Source organism: Dactylosporangium sp. NPDC051485 (genome assembly GCF_040682015.1).
GTDB lineage: Bacteria > Actinomycetota > Actinomycetes > Mycobacteriales > Micromonosporaceae > Dactylosporangium.
Genome location: NZ_JBFAZW010000016.1, coordinates 92,637 through 107,542 on the forward strand (window position 1 = coordinate 92,637; position 14,906 = coordinate 107,542).

Here is a 14,906-nt window from a genome sequence, read left to right on the forward strand (position 1 = left end):
CGTGAGCGACGGGCACATTCTGTACGGAGAACACATGAGCGTGACTGATCACCCAGCCGCCACCGACCCGACCTCGTCGGTTGGCGCGCAGAGCCGGACCGTCATGGTCGGCGACATCAAGACGCATTACCACGAGGCCGGCAGCGGTGCTCCGGTATTGCTGCTGCACGGCTCCGGGCCGGGCGTGTCCGCATGGGCGAACTGGAAGCGGACGATCGACCCGATCGGACAGGAATATCGAGTGCTGGCGCCGGACATCCTGGGCTTCGGCTACACCTCCCGGCCGGAGGGCACGGTCTACGGGCCGGCCAGCTGGCTCGCGCACGTGATCGGATTCCTCGACGCGCTCGGGATCGAGAAGACCCACATCATCGGCAACTCGCTCGGTGCGCGGATCGCCCTGGGTGTCGCGCTCGAGCATCCGCAGCGGCTGGACAAGCTGATCCTGATGGGGTCGGGCGCACTGCGTACGGGAACCACCCCAGCGCTCGCGGTCACCCGCAACTACCAGCCCACCCTCGAAGAGATGGGCACGGTACTGCGCGGCTTCGCCTACGACCCGTCCGTCGTCACGGACGAGCTGGTCGAAGAGCGATACCGCGCCAGCGTCGAGCCGGGTGCGTTCGAGGCGTACCGCCAGATGTTCCACGACGCGGCACATTCCGGCAGCGATACCAAGCTGGACGCGGCTGACCTGGCGGACGTGCGCGCCAAGACGCTGATCGTGCACGGCTACGACGACAAGATCATCCCGTATGAGGTGAGCGTGCGGACGCTGAGCGCGATCGACGATGCTCAGCTGCACATCTTCCGCAAGTGTGGCCACTGGGCGCAGTTGGAGTTCGCGGACGAGTTCAACACCTTGGCTCGGCGCTTCTTCCGTCGCACGGACCATGAATCCGACGCTGGGAAGGCATAGGCCATTGAGCACGGTACAGGGGCTTGGGTACTTGGGGATCGGCGTCAGCAATCTTCGGGAGGCCATCGAGTTCTACACGCGGTTCGCTCGCCTCGAGGTCGCCGAGGTGGTAGGAAACACGGCCTTCCTGACCGGCGGGCTCGAGCACCACTGGGTCCGCCTGGAGGAGGGCAACGGCCAGGGCATGAAGCGCATCGCCTACGAGGTCGCCGACGAGGACGCCCTCGCGCAGGCCCGGTCGGCGCTTCGCCAGCACGGGATCGAGTACACCGAGGGCGGCGACCTGCGGAAGGACCGCGTCGAGCACTGGGTGCGGTTCCGCGATCCGGGTGGCGCCGACGTCGAGCTGTACACCGGGATGATCGAGCGAGGGGTGGCTCCGCTCTCCAACGGCGTGACGATCGAGACGTTCCTGCACGCCGGATGGGGGACCGCGAACTACGACGCCACGTCGCAGTTTTACGAGAACGCCCTGGGCTTCAAGCTCTCCGATCGGATCGACGACAAGGTCAACTTCTACCGGGCCGGTAACCGCTACCACCATTCGCTCGTCCTGCTCCGGACGAACGCCTTCGCCTTCAACCACTTCTGCATTCAGGTGTCCTCACTGGACGACGTGATGCGGTTCCGGAGCAACGCGATGAAGCACGGGGTCGCGTTGCGCGACGACATCCTGCGCCATGCGCCGTCCGGCTCGATCAGCGTGTATCTCAAGGACGAGGCGCGCGGTTTCGCGGTCGAGTTCTGCACGGACCACCCCCGCGTGGACGATGAGACCCACCGCCCGCGCATCCTGCCCAACAGGCCCGAGTCGCGCGACGTCTGGCAATCGCCCCTCGCCGAACCGCAGCCGTGGCAGTCGTGACCGGTCACAGGCCGGTATGCCCGATCCGTCGCCGCGGCGTCCGCCGGCGGCCAGCAACTTGGTAAGCGTCGAAATGTCGATACCGTGGAGGAGGACGTAGGGTGCAAGAAGTGGATCTGCACGATCTTCTGGCAGAACCGGCAGCGTACTTCGGAAACTCGTACACGGCCATGCACTCGATCGAGCGCGAATCCATGCTCGACATGCAACGCCGCGGGCTGGCGCTCCGCTTCGCGCAGCACGTCGAGAGCATTCCCATGGTCGCGAGGCTGGCCGGGCGCCAAGGCGTCACCGCGATCGATGACCTCGCCGACGTGGTGCCACTGCTCTTCGAGCACACGATGTACAAGTCGTACCCGATCTCGCTCCTGGCGCGGCAGCAGTTCGGCAGGCTGACCGAGTGGATCGGCAAGCTCACGTCGGTGCCGGTGACGAGCGTGGACCTCACCGGATGCACGAGCATCGACCAGTGGCTCAACACCGTATCCGCGCAGACCGACATCGACATTTTTCATTCGAGCGGGACCAGCGGAACGATGTCGTTCTTCCCGTGGTCGAAGCAGGACCTGGTCCGGATCTGGAGCATCCGCCGGATGACGCACCTACAGGTGTACGGCGAAGAGCCGGATGATGTCCTGCTGCGCGAGCCGTTCCACTACATCCGCACCTCGACCCGCTTCGACCGCCGCGACCTAGGCTCGGAGGCGATCACCTTCGGCCGGCCCGGATACACGCACGTGGCCACCGAGCAGCGTCCGAGCGCGGACCTGCTGTGGCTGGCCTCGCGGCTGCGGCTCGCCGCCGCCCAGGGGGACTCGAGTCGCGTCGACGTGCCGGAGTCGCTGCTTGCGCGACGCGACGAGCTCAGGCGATCGCGCGACCGCGACGAGGACACGAGGGCGCGCTGGCTTGCCGAGATCGAGCAACTGCAAGGGCAACACGTGCTCTGGACGATCATGCCGCACGACCTGTTCGAGATCGCCCTTCCGCACGTTGAGCAGTCCGAGACCTGGTCGTTCTCCTCCCGCTCGGTCGTCCACCTGACCGGCGGCGCGAAGGGGCGCAGCCTGCCACCGGACTGGATGGACACGCTGAAGAAGTTCCTCGACGTCCGGGTGCTGATCGGCTACTCCATGAGTGAGCTCACCGACCAGCAGGTGATGTGCTCCGCCGGCCGCTACCACCTGCAGCCGTGGGTCATTCCCTACGTCCTGGATCCCGATACGAGCGCGCTGCTGCCGCGCCGCGGGGTGCAAACCGGCCGCTTCGCCTTCTTCAACCTGATGACCGACAGTCACTGGGGTGGTCTCATGACCGGTGACGAGGTGGAGCTCGACTACGACGGGCCGTGCGCGTGCGGGGCCACCACGCAACACCTCGGCCCGGACATCGTTCGGCTGAGCGAGAAGCGCGGCGGCGACGACAAGATCAGTTGCGCGGCGACACCCCAGGCGCATGCCGACGCGATGCAGTTCTTGAACGACTTCTAATCCAGGAGGGGGGACGATGTCGACGATCAGCGAGGCAGCGGCATCCGGGTCGCTCACCGAGGCGGAAAGCCCGGTCGTTCCGGCAATCATTCGTGGCCGCGTGGTCACGGACAGCCTGATCGAGTTCGCCGGGCGTGGCGGCTCGACAACCTTTCGTACGCCGGATCCGCGTCAGTATGCCCGGCAGCTGCCGCTGGCGAGTCCGGCCCAGCAGGCCGACCTCTACGACCTCTCCTTCGACGACATCCTGGACTACCTCGAAGGCCTCGGCAGCCGCCTGGACATCGCCACGAACGAGCACCTGCGTTGGGCGCGCAGCCTGACCTACGCCACGGCGCACGCGACCAAACCCCTGATCGACAATGCGTTTCGCGGACTGGCCCGCCGGTTCTCCCGTGACGCGGTCCGGGAGATGGCTGACTGCACGGTCGGGCTGGACTACCTCAACGGATGGGTCGACACGCCACTGCACAACGGCACCACCGTTTCGGTGCGCGCCTTCGGCGCGCGCACGCTGCACATCATCCCCGGCAATTCCGTCGGCGCGGCCGCCGGCACGTTGATCAAGAACGCGTTCACCCGGTCCGACGCCATCATCAAGACACCGTCGAACAATCCGTTCGTCGCGGTCGCGCTCGGACTGACCATGTGCGAGTACGCACCGGACCACCCGATGACCAGGCACGTCTCGATCGCGTACTGGCGCGGCGGGGACGAGGAGGTCGAACGGACGATCTGCCAGCCGCACAACATCGAGAAGATCATCGCGTGGGGTGGGCTGGCCAGCGTCCGGCATGTGACGCGCTACATTCAGCCCGGGCTCGAACTCATCAGCCTGGACCCGAAGTACAGCTGCAGCGTCATCGACCTGTCGTCGGTTTCCAGCGACGACGACCTCCGGCAGGTTGCGGTACGCCTCGCCGTCGATGTCGGCACCGGTAACCAGGAACCGTGCTCGGCGTCGCGGGTGGCCTACGCCATCACCGGCGGCCGGCCCGACGGCGTCGAGCTTGCCAACCGGCTGGGCACCTATGTCTACGAGGAACTGCTGGGGCTGCCCGCAGGGCTGACGACCAAGCCCAAGACCTACGACGCGGAGCTGCGGTCGAACGTCGACTCGCTGCGCCTGCAGGAAGAGTTCTACAACGTCATCGGTGGCGAAGACGACGAAGGCGCCGTTGTCGTCTCACAGCTTCCCGACCCGATCGACTTCGTCGGCCTGTTGCAGGACCGGACGGTCAACATCGTGCCGCTCGACTCGCTGCAGGACGTCCTCGGCTACCTCGACGCGTACACGCAGACGGTCGGGGTGTACCCGGAAAGCCTGAAGGAGCAGCTGCTGGACGTCGCCCCCTTGTACGGCGTCCAGCGCTTCGTGTCGCTCGGCTACTCCAGCGAGCACACGGGGCGCGCGCCCCACGACGGGCTCGAACTCGAACGCCGCATGTGCAAGTGGATTGTCGACCAACGCAGCCAGCCGGCCAGGGCGACCTACGCGTCGTCCCGGCCGGATTCCGGCGAAGCTTCCGCGGAGGCGGATGCCAGTCCGGTGGTTCCGCAGACGCTGGACGCCGTGATCGCCGCGACGACGCCGGACGGCGAGCGATGAGCGTCTCGCTGTCGGGGCGGGTTGCGCTCGTGACCGGCGCCAGCAGCGGAATCGGCGCGGCAACGGCGCGGCAGCTCGCGGCCGCAGGGGCCGACGTGGTGCTCCTGGCCCGTCGCGGGGATCGGCTCGATGCCGTCGCGCAGGACATCGCCGAGGCGGGGGCGCGGTCCCTCGCGTTGCCCGTTGACATCCGCAGCGAGCAGGACGTGCACGCCGCCGTCGAACGGGCGGTCGACCACTTCGGCCGCCTCGACATCGCCGTGGCCAGTGCGGGCCTGATGGTGCTCGGACCGTTCCTCGACATGACGCCGGCGCAGTCGCGCCAGATGGCAGAGACCAACTTGCTGGGCCTGATCTTCACGGCGCACGCGGTCATGCCGCATCTCGTCGCCACCGCCGCGCAGACACCGAACAGCGTTGCCGACCTGCTGCTCATCAGCAGCGTTTCGGGCCGGCATGCGCAGGCCGGCGCGGCGGTCTACAACGCCACCAAGTTCGGTGTGGGCGGGCTGGGGGAGGCGTTACGGCAGGAGCTCTCCGCGCGTGGGGTCCGCGTCAGCATCATCGAACCGGGCCGGGTCGACACCGAACTCGCCAGCCACAACACGCCCGAGCTGCAGGCGCAGATGCAGGCGCGCTGGGCCCACGTCGAGCCGCTCCAGGACGTCGATATCGCAGAGTTGGTGGAGTACATCGTCACGCGCCGGCGAAGGATCGCGATCAACGAGGTGCTCCTTCGCCCGTCCGCGCAGCAGGGCTGATCGTGGCCGTCTGTACAGAGGAGACAAGTCAGTGAGTTCCGCAGAGATGATTACCTTGTCGACGGCGGACGGACCTATGCAGGTCTACGAGGCAACGCCGGAGCAACACCCGCGGGGTGCCGTCCTCGTCGTGCACGACGGCTTCGGGATCGGACCGTCGATCCGCGCGATGTGCGACATCCTGGCCGGTGAGGGGTGGCACGTGGCATGCCCGCAGATGTTCCACCGCACCGGTCACCTGACCGTGGAAAAGACCAGTGATCTGGGCATTCTCGGCGAGGTCCTGGAGCGTGACGAACATGTCCTCGCCGACATCGACACCACCCTTGCCCACCTGGCCTCACGCGGCCTGACTCCGGACAAGATCTCCGTGATCGGCTTCTGCTGGGGAGGCCGTGGTGCGTTCCTGGGTGCCCTGCACCGGCCCTTCGCGTCCGCCGTGAGCCTGTACGGCACCGGCATCGTCGAGCCCTTGCTCCTGCCCGGCGTCACCTACTCCGCCGAGCAGGTCGCGCTGCTCGACGAGGTTGCCGGCCTGCAAAGTCCGTGGCTCGGCATCTTCGCCGGTGACGACGTGTTCGTGCCGGTCGAGCACGTCGAGCGGCTGCGGGCCAGGCTCGACAAGGAGTCACCTGTCGAGCACGAGCTGCACCTGTACGAGGGGCAGGCGCACGGCTTCGTACACCACGGCGTCGGGTCGCTGGCCGACATCTCTGGATCGGCGATGGCCGCCTGGAGCCGCACCGTGGCATTCCTTGCAGCGCACATCTGAGGCACCGCGTGCCGAAGGACCTCCCACGCCGGGGCGCCACGGAACCGGCGCGGGAGGCATCCTGATCATGATCCCGTAGGGGTAGGGTCAGGCCGCCGCCGCGGCCGCCATGACCGCGGCGCCGAGGGGCACGTTCTCCGGGCCCGGGTAGCCGAAGCGCCGCCGGACGTAGCCGTAGGCGACCCCGGCGTCCGCGTCCGCCCAGCCGAGCGAGCCCGTGGCGCCGCTGTGACCGATCGCGCGCGGCCCGAGGTACGGATAGTCGGCGCGCAGGTGCTCGAAGCCCAGCGCGAAGTGGTCGGCCTGCTCGGTGACCCGGTCCACGCCCAGCGAGTAGGGCCGCGAGAACTCGGTGATCGTGGCGGGGTCGAGCACGGTGAGCGCGGCCGAGTACAGACCGGCGACACCGCGCGCGTTGCCGACCCCGCCGGCCGAGGCCGGGCCCAGGGCCCGGACCAGGCGCGTATTGCCGAAGTCGAGCAGGTCGAAGGTCGTGTTGAACGCGATCGCCCTCAGGGAGCCGGGCTCGGGCGCGTACGCCGGGCCGAGCGTCGGCAGCAGCGGGCGGAAGCGCGGCTCCAGGGACTCGGGCAGGCCCATCCACAGGTCCAGCTCGAACGGGTCGCGGAGCAGCTCGGTGTACCACTGCTGGACCGAACGGCCGGTGACCGCCCGCAGCTCGGCGTCCAGCAGCGCACCCATGACCAGGGCGTGGTAGCCGTAGGCGGTGCCGGGCGTCCAGAACGGCTTCTGGGTGGCGAGCCGCCGCGCGATGATCTGGTCGTCGGCGGCCTCCTCGATGGTGAGGCCGCCCTCGACGCCGATCAGGCCGGAGCGATGGCCGAGCAGCTCACGGACCGTCAATGGGAACGGCGTGCTGCGTGCCGCAGCGTCGAGGTCGAGCTTGCCCGCCTGTACCAGTGCCGCCACGGCGATAACAGCGGCACCCTTGGTCACGGAGTAGACGCCGGTCAGCGCGTCGCCGTCGCCGCCCTTGCGCAGGTCCACGACCCGCTCGCCGCCCACGACGACGGCGAGCTGCGACTCCTCGTCGGCGAACTGCGTGAACGCGTCGCGGACGGGCTCGTAACCGGGGGCAACCGAACCCTGGACGGCACTCATGCCACGATCGTATCCACGTCGAGCAGTTGCGCGGCCACGGTCGCGAGACGATCACCCTGGTGGCGGGCGGCCGCCAGGGTCGCCTCGCTCGGACGGCCCTCCGAGCCGGGGTGGGCGATGCCGTAGGGGTTGCCGCGCGCCGCGAAGACCGTCGGTGACGTGTAGCCGGGCGGCACGATGTAGGTGCCCCAGTGATAGAAGGTGTTGTACAGCGCCAGCAGCGTCGACTCGTTGCCGCCCTGCGCGTTCGCGGCGCTGGTGAAGGCCGTCGCCGCCTTGTTGGACAACTGCCCGTCCAGCCAGAGCCCGCCCGTCGTGTCGATGAACTGCTTCAGCTGGGCGGCGACGTTGCCGTACCGCGTCGGCGAACCGAACGCGTAGGCGTCCGCCCACGTCAGGTCCTCGTGCGTGGCGATCTCGACGTGGCCCGTCGCCTCGACGTGCGCCCGCCAGTCCGGGTTGGCGTCGATCGCCGCGTCGGGCGCGAGCTCCGGCACCCGGCGCAGGCGCACGTCGGCCCCGGCGTCGGCGGCCCCCGCCGCGATCGCCTCGGCGAGCGCGTGCACGTTGCCGGTGGCCGAGTAGTAGATGACCGCGACCTTCGCGCCCATGAAACCCTCCAAATGGAATCGATTCCGGTTACGCTCGAAAGCGTAAGTGGAATGAGTTCCAGTTGCAAGGGATGCGAGGATCGTCCTGTGAACGCCCGCACGCCGGCTCCGCCGCCGCGGGCCGGAGGAGGGGACCGTGACCGAACGCAAGCCGGCGCCGCTACCGCTGATCGATGAGCCGCCGGCCGAGCGCGCCGATGCCGCCCGCAACCGGCGCCGGCTGGTCGAGGCCGCCCAGCGGATCGTGGCCGAGCGGGGGGTGGCCGGGCTCGCGCTGGACGAGGTGGCGCGGGAGGCGGGCGTCGGCGTCGGCACGGCATATCGGCGGTTCGGAGACGTGAGCGGCCTGGCGTACACCTTGCTGGAAAGCCACGAGGTGCGCTTTCAGGAGGCGTTTCTCGCCGGCCCGCCACCCCTGGGCCCGGGCGCGCCACCGGCCGCGCGCATCCGGGCGTTCCTCGAGGCGCTGCTCGATCTGCAGGAGGGGCAGTGGGACCTGCGGCTGCTCGCGACGCGCAAGGCCTCGGACGGGTACGGCAGCGGGCCGTACAACATCTATCACCTGCACCTGATGCGGCTGCTGGAGGAGCTGGACCCGCAGGTCGACGCGCGCTACCTGGCCAGCGTGCTGCTCGCGCTGCTGCAGCCCGCCGTGCTCGACCACCAGCGCCGGGTCCTGCAACTCGGCGCCGAGCGGATCCGGGCCGGCCTGGCCGACGTCCTCGACGACCTCCTGCGCAGGATCGCGGGATGACCCGCTGACCGCTCGTGACGCGCGGTCAGCCGGCGCGGGTGATCCGCAGGGTCAGGACGTCGGTGCGGACCGTGATGTGGCCGTGGAAGAGGGCCAGCTCCTCGGCCGTGTAGCCGATCTGGGTGGCGCTCACCAGGGGGTGGCCGAGCGGCACGCCGAGGCGGCTGACGCACTCCTCGTCGGCCAGGACCGCGGCGAACTCGATCTCGGCGCGGCGGACCGGCATGCCGGTGGCGCCGGCCAGGAACTCGAACATGTCGTGCTCGATGCTGAGCAGGCCCGACGGGTCGAGGTCCCGGCCGCCGACGGTGAGCGGGAGGTGGTCGCTGATCCAGGCCGCGGCCACCCCGTCGACGGCGAAGAGGCGGTCGACGCGCCACACCGGGTCGCCGGGCGTCAGGCCGAGGATCTTGGCGCAGTCGTCCGGGCAGGAGGTGCGGCTCACCGCCGCGTCCTGGAGGGCCGGGCTGTGGCCCGAGGCGGTGATGCGGTCGCGCAGTGCGGTGACGTCGCTGATCGAGACCGGGACCCGTTCGGCCGGCTCCCGCACGAATGTGCCGACGCCCCAGGTGCGGGTCAGGACGCCCTCGGCCGCGAGCTGGCCGAGGACCTCGCGCACGGTGGCGCGACTGACCGCCAGCAGGTCCGCCAGCTCCCGTTCATTGGGTAGCTTGTCACCGATCCGGAACTCGCTGCCGATCAACTCGCGCAGTTGCACCTGCGCGGCCTGCAGCGCGGTTTCGCGCCGAGCCATTCATCCCACCTCTCCGCCGTACGGAGTGTAGTAGCGGCAGCCGCTACCAGACCTGTTCGAGCACGCGCAGAGTGTTCCCGCCGATGACCTTGGCGATCTCGTCGTCCGAATAGTCGTGCTTGACCAGCCAGCCGGCGATGTTGCCGAACGCCTCGCCCGGGTTCTCCAGGCCGGAGACGTACTCCACCCGGGGGTGCGACGGCTTGTTTCCGCTGTCGTGGGCGTAGTTTCCCGCGTACGTGTTGTGCACCCCGACGTGGTCGCCGAACATCGTGTCCGGGCCGAACGTGACGTGGTCGATGCCGACCAGGTCGACGCAGTACGTGAAGTGGTCCATCACCGACTCGATCGAGTGCTCCGGGTGCTTGCCCGACAGCGTGGTGTGTGGCGCGGCCTCGATGCCGATGACGCCGCCCCGCTCGGCGCAGGCGCGGATCACCTCGTCCGGTTTCATCCGCGCAGTGTTCCATACCGACCGCGCGCCGGCGTGGGTGATGAACACCGGCACCCGGCTGGCCTCGATCACGTCCAGGCAGGTCTGGTCGCCGCTGTGTGAGATGTCGATGGCGATGCCGAGCTTGTTCATCCGGTCCACGGCGCGCCGGCCGAAGTGGGTCAGCCCACCGTCGCGCGGCTCGGAGAGTCCGCCGCCGAGCATGTTCGCCTGGCTGTACGCGACGCCGAGCTGCCGCACGCCGAAGCCGTACAGGATGTCGATGCGGTCCAGCTCGTTCTCGATCGGGCTGCAGCACTCCAGCCCGGCGACCAGGGCGAGCCGGCCGTCGCGCTTGGCGGCCCGGATGTCGGCCACGGAGGTGGCCAGCCGCACGTGGTCCTGCTTGTAGAGGTCGCTCATCCGCATCCCGAGCGCGTAGATCAGGTCGTTCCACTTCCAGCCGTTCTCGCTGGTCACGCAGGAAGCGCCGGCCATGAAGTTGTCGAAGACCGCGGTCAGGCCGGAGCGCGCCAGACCCTCGTACCCGGTCCGCTGGCGTGCGGTGCGGTTGTAGGCGCGCAGCCGCCGCACGTCGGCGGGGAGGACCACGGGGTGCTCGTGCAGCGAGATCGCGATGTGCTCGGTGAGCAGCCGGGTCACCCGCTGCCGCTGCGCCTCGCTGAGCTCGAGGTCGTGTTCCGGCACCCGGCCGACCTCCGGCGCCAGGTCGAACTCCTGGTAGTCGAGGTGCGGCTCGAGGTACGAGTAGGACCTGTGGCCCTGATACCGGGTCGCGGGTTCTTGCAGCACAGCACTTTCTCCTTATCGGACGGGCAGCGGGTAGTGACAGGCGACCGACTGGCCGTCGCCGGTCAGCACCGGCTCGACGTGGGCGCAGGTCTCGGTCGCCTGCCAGCAGCGGGTCCGGAACCGGCAGCCGGACGGCGGGTTGACGGGGCTCGGCGGGTCGCCGGCGAGCAGGATCCGTTTCCGTTCGGCCCGGCCCGCGGGCTCCGGCACCGGGACCGCCGACAGCAGCGCCTTGGTGTAGGGGTGCCGCGGCGCGTCGTACAGTGGCGCCTCTGGTCCGGTCTCGACCAGTTTGCCGAGGTACATCACCGCCACCCGGTCCGAGATGTGCCGGACCACCGACAGGTCGTGGGCGATGAAGACGTACGCCACGCCGAGCTCGCGTTGCAGCCGCTCCAGCAGGTTGACCACCTGGGCCTGGACCGATACGTCGAGGGCGGAGACCGGCTCGTCGCAGACGATGACGTCGGGCCGCAGGGCGAGCGCCCGGGCGATGCCGATCCGCTGCCGCTGGCCGCCGGAGAACTGGTGCGGGTAGCGGTCGAGGTGCAGCGACGGGTCGAGACCGACCAGGTCGAGCAACTCGCTGACCCGGTCCAGCCGGTGCCGGCGGTCCACCACGTCGGGGTGGATCTCGAACGGCTGCAGCAGGATGTCCCGCACGGTCCGCCGCGGGTTCAGCGAGGTGTACGGGTCCTGGAGCACGATCTGGATCCGCCGGCGCAGCTCCCGCAGCCGGCGGCCTCGCGCGGTGTGCACGACGGCGTCACCGAAGCGCACCTCGCCGGACGTCGGCCGTTCCAGCCCCACCAGCATCCGGGCGAGCGTGCTCTTGCCGCAGCCGGACTCGCCGACGACCCCCAGGGTCTCGCCGCGCCGGAGGTCGAAGGACACCCCGTCGACGGCCTTGACCACCCCGCCGGACGTGAACGGCAGCCGGCCCTTCACCGGGAAGTACCGGACCAGTTTGTCGACCCGGAGCACCGGGTCATCGGTGGCTGGCATGCAGCAGCTCCTCCCGGTGGTGGCAAGCGCTGGCCCGGCCGGACGGCAGCGGCGACAGCGGCGGCAGCGTGGCCCGGCAGATGTCGTCGGCGCGCGGGCAGCGCAGGTGGAACGGGCAGCCGGCCGGCAGGCGTGCCGGGTTCGGCGGGGCGCCCGGGATCGCGTACAGCTCCTCGTCGCGCCGGTCGACCCGGGGCATCGAGGCGAGCAGCCCCTCGGTGTACGGGTGGGCGGGGCCGGCGAAGATCTGCTCCACGGTGGCCCGCTCGGCGATCCGGCCGGCGTACATCACCGCCACGTCGTCGGCGACCTCGGCGACCACGCCCAGGTCGTGCGTGATGAGCAGCAGCGCCATCCCGCTGTCCCGCTGGATCTCGGCGATCAGCTCCATCACCTGGGCCTGCACCGTGACGTCGAGCGCGGTCGTCGGCTCATCGGCGATCAGTACGGCCGGTTCCAGCGCGATGGCCAATGCGATCATGATGCGCTGCCGCATCCCGCCGGAGAACTGGTGCGGGTAGTCGCGCACCCGGTCCTTGGCGGCCGGGATGCGCACCCGGTCGACCAGTTCGATCGCGCGCCGCCGGGCCTGCGACCGGGACAGTCCACGCCGGACCCGCAGCAGCTCGCCGAGCTGCTCGCCGACCGTGAAGACCGGGTTCAGCGCGGCCATGGCGTCCTGGAAGACCATGCCGATCTCCTCGCCGCTGACCTTGTCGCGCTGTTTCGGCGACAGCGTCAGCAGCTCCCGGCCGCGCAGCCGTACCGACCCGCTGACCTGCGCCGGGGGCGTGTCCAGGATGCCCATGACCGCCTGCGCGGTGACGCTCTTGCCGGAGCCGGACTCGCCGAGGATGGCCAGCGTCTGCCCGGGCTCCAGGGCGAGGGACACGCCGTTGACCGCCCGCACCGGCGTGCCGCCCGGCCCGGGGAAACTGACCCGCAGGTCCTCGACCTCCAGCAGCGCCATCACACGACCCCGGCCTCGGCCAGGAAGTCCCGGACGGTCCGCTGGAACAGCTCCGGCTCCTCGAGCTGGGGGGAGTGGCCGGACTGCTCGAACACGACCAGCCGGGCGTCGGGAACCAGCTCCGCGATCGTCTCCGAGGCGGCCACCGGGGTGCGCCAGTCGTGCCGGCCGACGGTGACCAGGGTCGGGCAGGGGATCGCCGGGAGCTTCGGCTTCAGGTCGTACCGGGGCATGTTCTGCCCGAAGGACGCGTTGTGCGTCCGGTAATGGAACCGGGTCGAGGCCAGCTTCGCGGCGTCCTTCGCCGGGTCGTGCTGGTGGTCGTAGAGCGGCAGGATCGCCTTCCAGTACTCGCGGAGCTGCTCGTCGCTCTCAAACCGGCCGGTGCCGATCCGGTCGATCGCCCACTGCGGGATGACCGTCCGGTCGGTGGACTTCGCCCGCTCGACGGCGAGGTGGTCGTGCGCGGTGTCGGCCGCGGTGTCGCGCAGCACGAGCGCCGAGACCCGGTCGGGGTGGGCGATCGCGTACTCCAGCGCGATGAACCCGCCGTACGATCCGCCGGCCATGACGATGCGCTCGTGGCCGAAGTACGCGCGGATCGCGTCCACGTCGGCGACCCACTGCGCGTGGGTGAACGGCTCGTGGTCGCTGGACTCGCCGGAGCCCCGGGCGTCGAAGACGATGACCCGGAACGTGTCGGCGAACGGGCCGAACGAGCGCTTCGGCTCGGATCGGGAGCCGAGCCCGGGCGCGCCGTGGTGCACGATCATCGCCGGCCCGTCCTGCGGGCCGAACGCCTCGACCACCAGCTCGGCGCCGTTGATGCTCAGCCGCTCGTGGAAACTCATCGAACCTCCTCGAGGATGTTGGACCCCAGGTCGCGGGGGTAGCTGGTGAGCCGGCGGGGCCCGGTCTCCTCGACCAGCACCGTGTCGGAGATGCGGTAGCCGGCGTGCCCCGGCACGTACACCCCGGGCTCGCTGGACAGCAGCATCCCCGGCGCCAGGACGGTGTGGTCGCCGTCCTCGACCCACGGCGGCTCGTGGTTCTGCAGCCCGATGCCGTGGCCCTGCCGGTGCCGGATGTAGTCGCCGAGACCCTGGTCGCGCAGCACGTCCAGGCAGATCCGGTTGACCTCGGCGCAGGTGTGCCCCGCCACCATCGCCTGGGTGCCGGCCTCCTGAGCCTCCCGGTCGGCCTCGTAGTAGCGCTGTTGCTCCGGGGTCGGCTCGCCGATCACGAACGTCCGCTCGCTCTCCACGAACCGGCTCGCCACCGCCGCGCCGAGGGACAGGATCAGGGTGTCGCCGGGCCGGACCCGCCGCCGGGTCGGCAGGCCGTGCGGCAGCGCCGAGTTCGGCCCGGCGTAGACCAGCCCGCCGGCCAGCTTGGTGGTGTAGACGACCAGGTCGTAATCGGCGTACATCCGGTCCGTGCCGTAGCCGATGACGTGCCGGGCGATCTCGTCCTCCCGGGGCAGTTCGCCGCCCCGGCGCAGCGCGTCGGCGATCAGCTCCCGGCCCGCGGCGAGCATCTCGTCGCAGATCCGCGCCGCCGCCTCGTGGAACGGGATCTCCTCGGGCCGTTTGCGCAGTCGCAGCTTGGCCACCGCGTCGGTGGTCTCCAAGGTGGTGTCGTCGCCGAGGGCTGTCGACAGCGCGCGGAACGCCCCGACCGACACGCCGGCGCCCACCCCGATCCGGCGTGCCCCGCGGCCGGCCAGCGCCGCGGCGAGGGTCTGCTCGGCGGTGACCACGCCGGGGTACTCGAAGTAGCTGACCGTCTCGACGGTGACGTGCTGCTGGGCCGCGTACTCCTCGTCGAGACGGGGAATCACCAGCAGCGGGTCGCCCGAGCGCGGCATCCACAGATAGACCGGGCGCTCGGTGGCGATGTAGAAGAACCCGCAGAGGTACGCCACGTCGGCGGGGGAGGTGGCGAGGAAGCCGTCGAGGTCGCGTTCGCCGAGTGCCTCGGTCAGCTCGGCGCGGACGGACGAGTAGAAACTGTCGGGCAGGCGCATGG

The 14,906-nt window shown here is 69.9% G+C and carries 15 protein-coding genes; 7 read left to right on the forward strand and 8 right to left on the reverse strand.

What is annotated here, in order from left to right; translation table 11 throughout:
• The first annotated feature begins 1 nt into the window (after position 1).
• The 6 genes from AB0M46_RS11970 to AB0M46_RS11995 all read left to right on the forward strand — a co-directional run bounded on the left by AB0M46_RS11970 (position 2) and on the right by AB0M46_RS11995 (position 6,416).
• Positions 2–919 (forward strand): alpha/beta hydrolase, encoded by a 918-nt coding sequence (locus AB0M46_RS11970; RefSeq protein WP_363335088.1) that lies wholly within the window; start codon positions 2–4, stop codon positions 917–919.
• A gap of 4 nt (positions 920–923) precedes the next feature.
• On the forward strand, positions 924–1,784 hold the full coding sequence (locus AB0M46_RS11975; protein WP_363335090.1) for a VOC family protein: 861 nt from the start codon (positions 924–926) through the stop codon (positions 1,782–1,784).
• A 101-nt stretch (positions 1,785–1,885) separates the two neighbouring features.
• Positions 1,886–3,274, forward strand: coding sequence for a hypothetical protein (locus AB0M46_RS11980; protein ID WP_363335092.1), 1,389 nt, complete (start codon positions 1,886–1,888; stop codon positions 3,272–3,274).
• A gap of 16 nt (positions 3,275–3,290) precedes the next feature.
• Complete coding sequence (locus AB0M46_RS11985; protein WP_363335093.1) at positions 3,291–4,883, forward strand: acyl-CoA reductase; 1,593 nt, start codon at positions 3,291–3,293, stop codon at positions 4,881–4,883.
• Positions 4,880–5,644 (forward strand): SDR family NAD(P)-dependent oxidoreductase, encoded by a 765-nt coding sequence (locus AB0M46_RS11990; RefSeq protein WP_363335095.1) that lies wholly within the window; start codon positions 4,880–4,882, stop codon positions 5,642–5,644. The genes AB0M46_RS11985 and AB0M46_RS11990 overlap by 4 nt, the downstream gene beginning before the upstream one ends.
• Positions 5,645–5,720: 76 nt before the next feature.
• Positions 5,721–6,416, forward strand: a complete 696-nt coding sequence (locus tag AB0M46_RS11995; RefSeq protein ID WP_363335097.1) for a dienelactone hydrolase family protein — start codon at positions 5,721–5,723, stop codon at positions 6,414–6,416.
• Positions 6,417–6,503: 87 nt separating this feature from the next.
• Here the strand turns inward: AB0M46_RS11995 and AB0M46_RS12000 are convergent, their stop codons facing one another.
• Both AB0M46_RS12000 and wrbA read right to left on the reverse strand, forming a co-directional pair.
• The gene (locus AB0M46_RS12000; RefSeq protein WP_363335099.1) at positions 6,504–7,538 is read right to left on the reverse strand and encodes a serine hydrolase domain-containing protein; all 1,035 of its coding nucleotides are present in this window, start codon (positions 7,536–7,538) and stop codon (positions 6,504–6,506) included.
• Complete coding sequence (wrbA, locus tag AB0M46_RS12005; protein WP_363335101.1) at positions 7,535–8,149, reverse strand: NAD(P)H:quinone oxidoreductase; 615 nt, start codon at positions 8,147–8,149, stop codon at positions 7,535–7,537. Before wrbA ends, AB0M46_RS12000 begins: the two co-directional genes overlap by 4 nt.
• A 136-nt stretch (positions 8,150–8,285) precedes the next feature.
• Between wrbA and AB0M46_RS12010 the strand changes: the two genes are divergently transcribed.
• Positions 8,286–8,903, forward strand: a complete 618-nt coding sequence (locus tag AB0M46_RS12010; protein ID WP_363335103.1) for a helix-turn-helix domain-containing protein — start codon at positions 8,286–8,288, stop codon at positions 8,901–8,903.
• 25 nt (positions 8,904–8,928) lie between these two features.
• On the opposite strand, the gene AB0M46_RS12015 is transcribed toward AB0M46_RS12010, so the two are convergent.
• From AB0M46_RS12015 to AB0M46_RS12040, 6 genes are read right to left on the reverse strand one after another with little or no spacing between them, the layout of a single operon-like run.
• The gene (locus tag AB0M46_RS12015; RefSeq protein WP_363335105.1) at positions 8,929–9,657 is read right to left on the reverse strand and encodes a GntR family transcriptional regulator; all 729 of its coding nucleotides are present in this window, start codon (positions 9,655–9,657) and stop codon (positions 8,929–8,931) included.
• A 43-nt stretch (positions 9,658–9,700) separates the two neighbouring features.
• The gene (locus tag AB0M46_RS12020) at positions 9,701–10,903 is read right to left on the reverse strand and encodes a membrane dipeptidase (protein WP_363335107.1); all 1,203 of its coding nucleotides are present in this window, start codon (positions 10,901–10,903) and stop codon (positions 9,701–9,703) included.
• Between the two features lie 12 nt (positions 10,904–10,915).
• On the reverse strand, positions 10,916–11,908 hold the full coding sequence (locus AB0M46_RS12025; RefSeq protein WP_363335109.1) for a dipeptide ABC transporter ATP-binding protein: 993 nt from the start codon (positions 11,906–11,908) through the stop codon (positions 10,916–10,918).
• Positions 11,892–12,878 carry an ABC transporter ATP-binding protein gene (locus tag AB0M46_RS12030; RefSeq protein WP_363335111.1) on the reverse strand — a complete coding sequence of 329 codons (987 nt, stop codon included), beginning with the start codon at positions 12,876–12,878 and terminating at the stop codon, positions 11,892–11,894. Before AB0M46_RS12030 ends, AB0M46_RS12025 begins: the two co-directional genes overlap by 17 nt.
• Entirely contained in the window at positions 12,878–13,729 is an 852-nt protein-coding gene (locus AB0M46_RS12035; protein ID WP_363335113.1) for an alpha/beta hydrolase, read from the reverse strand. Before AB0M46_RS12035 ends, AB0M46_RS12030 begins: the two co-directional genes overlap by 1 nt.
• Positions 13,726–14,904: a Xaa-Pro peptidase family protein gene (locus AB0M46_RS12040; protein WP_363335114.1), complete on the reverse strand. Its 1,179-nt coding sequence runs from the start codon at positions 14,902–14,904 to the stop codon at positions 13,726–13,728. The genes AB0M46_RS12035 and AB0M46_RS12040 overlap by 4 nt, the downstream gene beginning before the upstream one ends.
• Positions 14,905–14,906: the final 2 nt, after the last annotated feature.

Excerpts from the sequence above, each read along its gene's own strand:
- AB0M46_RS11985 (WP_363335093.1), top strand. The coding sequence starts at position 3,291 with ATGTCGACGATCAGCGAGGCAGCGGCATCCGGGTCGCTCACCGAGGCG.
- AB0M46_RS11990 (WP_363335095.1), top strand. The coding sequence starts at position 4,880 with ATGAGCGTCTCGCTGTCGGGGCGGGTTGCGCTCGTGACCGGCGCCAGC.
- AB0M46_RS11995 (WP_363335097.1), top strand. The coding sequence starts at position 5,721 with ATGCAGGTCTACGAGGCAACGCCGGAGCAACACCCGCGGGGTGCCGTC.
- AB0M46_RS12000 (WP_363335099.1), bottom strand. The coding sequence starts at position 7,538 with ATGAGTGCCGTCCAGGGTTCGGTTGCCCCCGGTTACGAGCCCGTCCGC.
- wrbA (WP_363335101.1), bottom strand. The coding sequence starts at position 8,149 with ATGGGCGCGAAGGTCGCGGTCATCTACTACTCGGCCACCGGCAACGTG.
- AB0M46_RS12015 (WP_363335105.1), bottom strand. The coding sequence starts at position 9,657 with ATGGCTCGGCGCGAAACCGCGCTGCAGGCCGCGCAGGTGCAACTGCGC.
- AB0M46_RS12025 (WP_363335109.1), bottom strand. The coding sequence starts at position 11,908 with ATGCCAGCCACCGATGACCCGGTGCTCCGGGTCGACAAACTGGTCCGG.
- AB0M46_RS12030 (WP_363335111.1), bottom strand. The coding sequence starts at position 12,878 with ATGGCGCTGCTGGAGGTCGAGGACCTGCGGGTCAGTTTCCCCGGGCCG.
- AB0M46_RS12035 (WP_363335113.1), bottom strand. The coding sequence starts at position 13,729 with ATGAGTTTCCACGAGCGGCTGAGCATCAACGGCGCCGAGCTGGTGGTC.
- AB0M46_RS12040 (WP_363335114.1), bottom strand. The coding sequence starts at position 14,904 with ATGCGCCTGCCCGACAGTTTCTACTCGTCCGTCCGCGCCGAGCTGACC.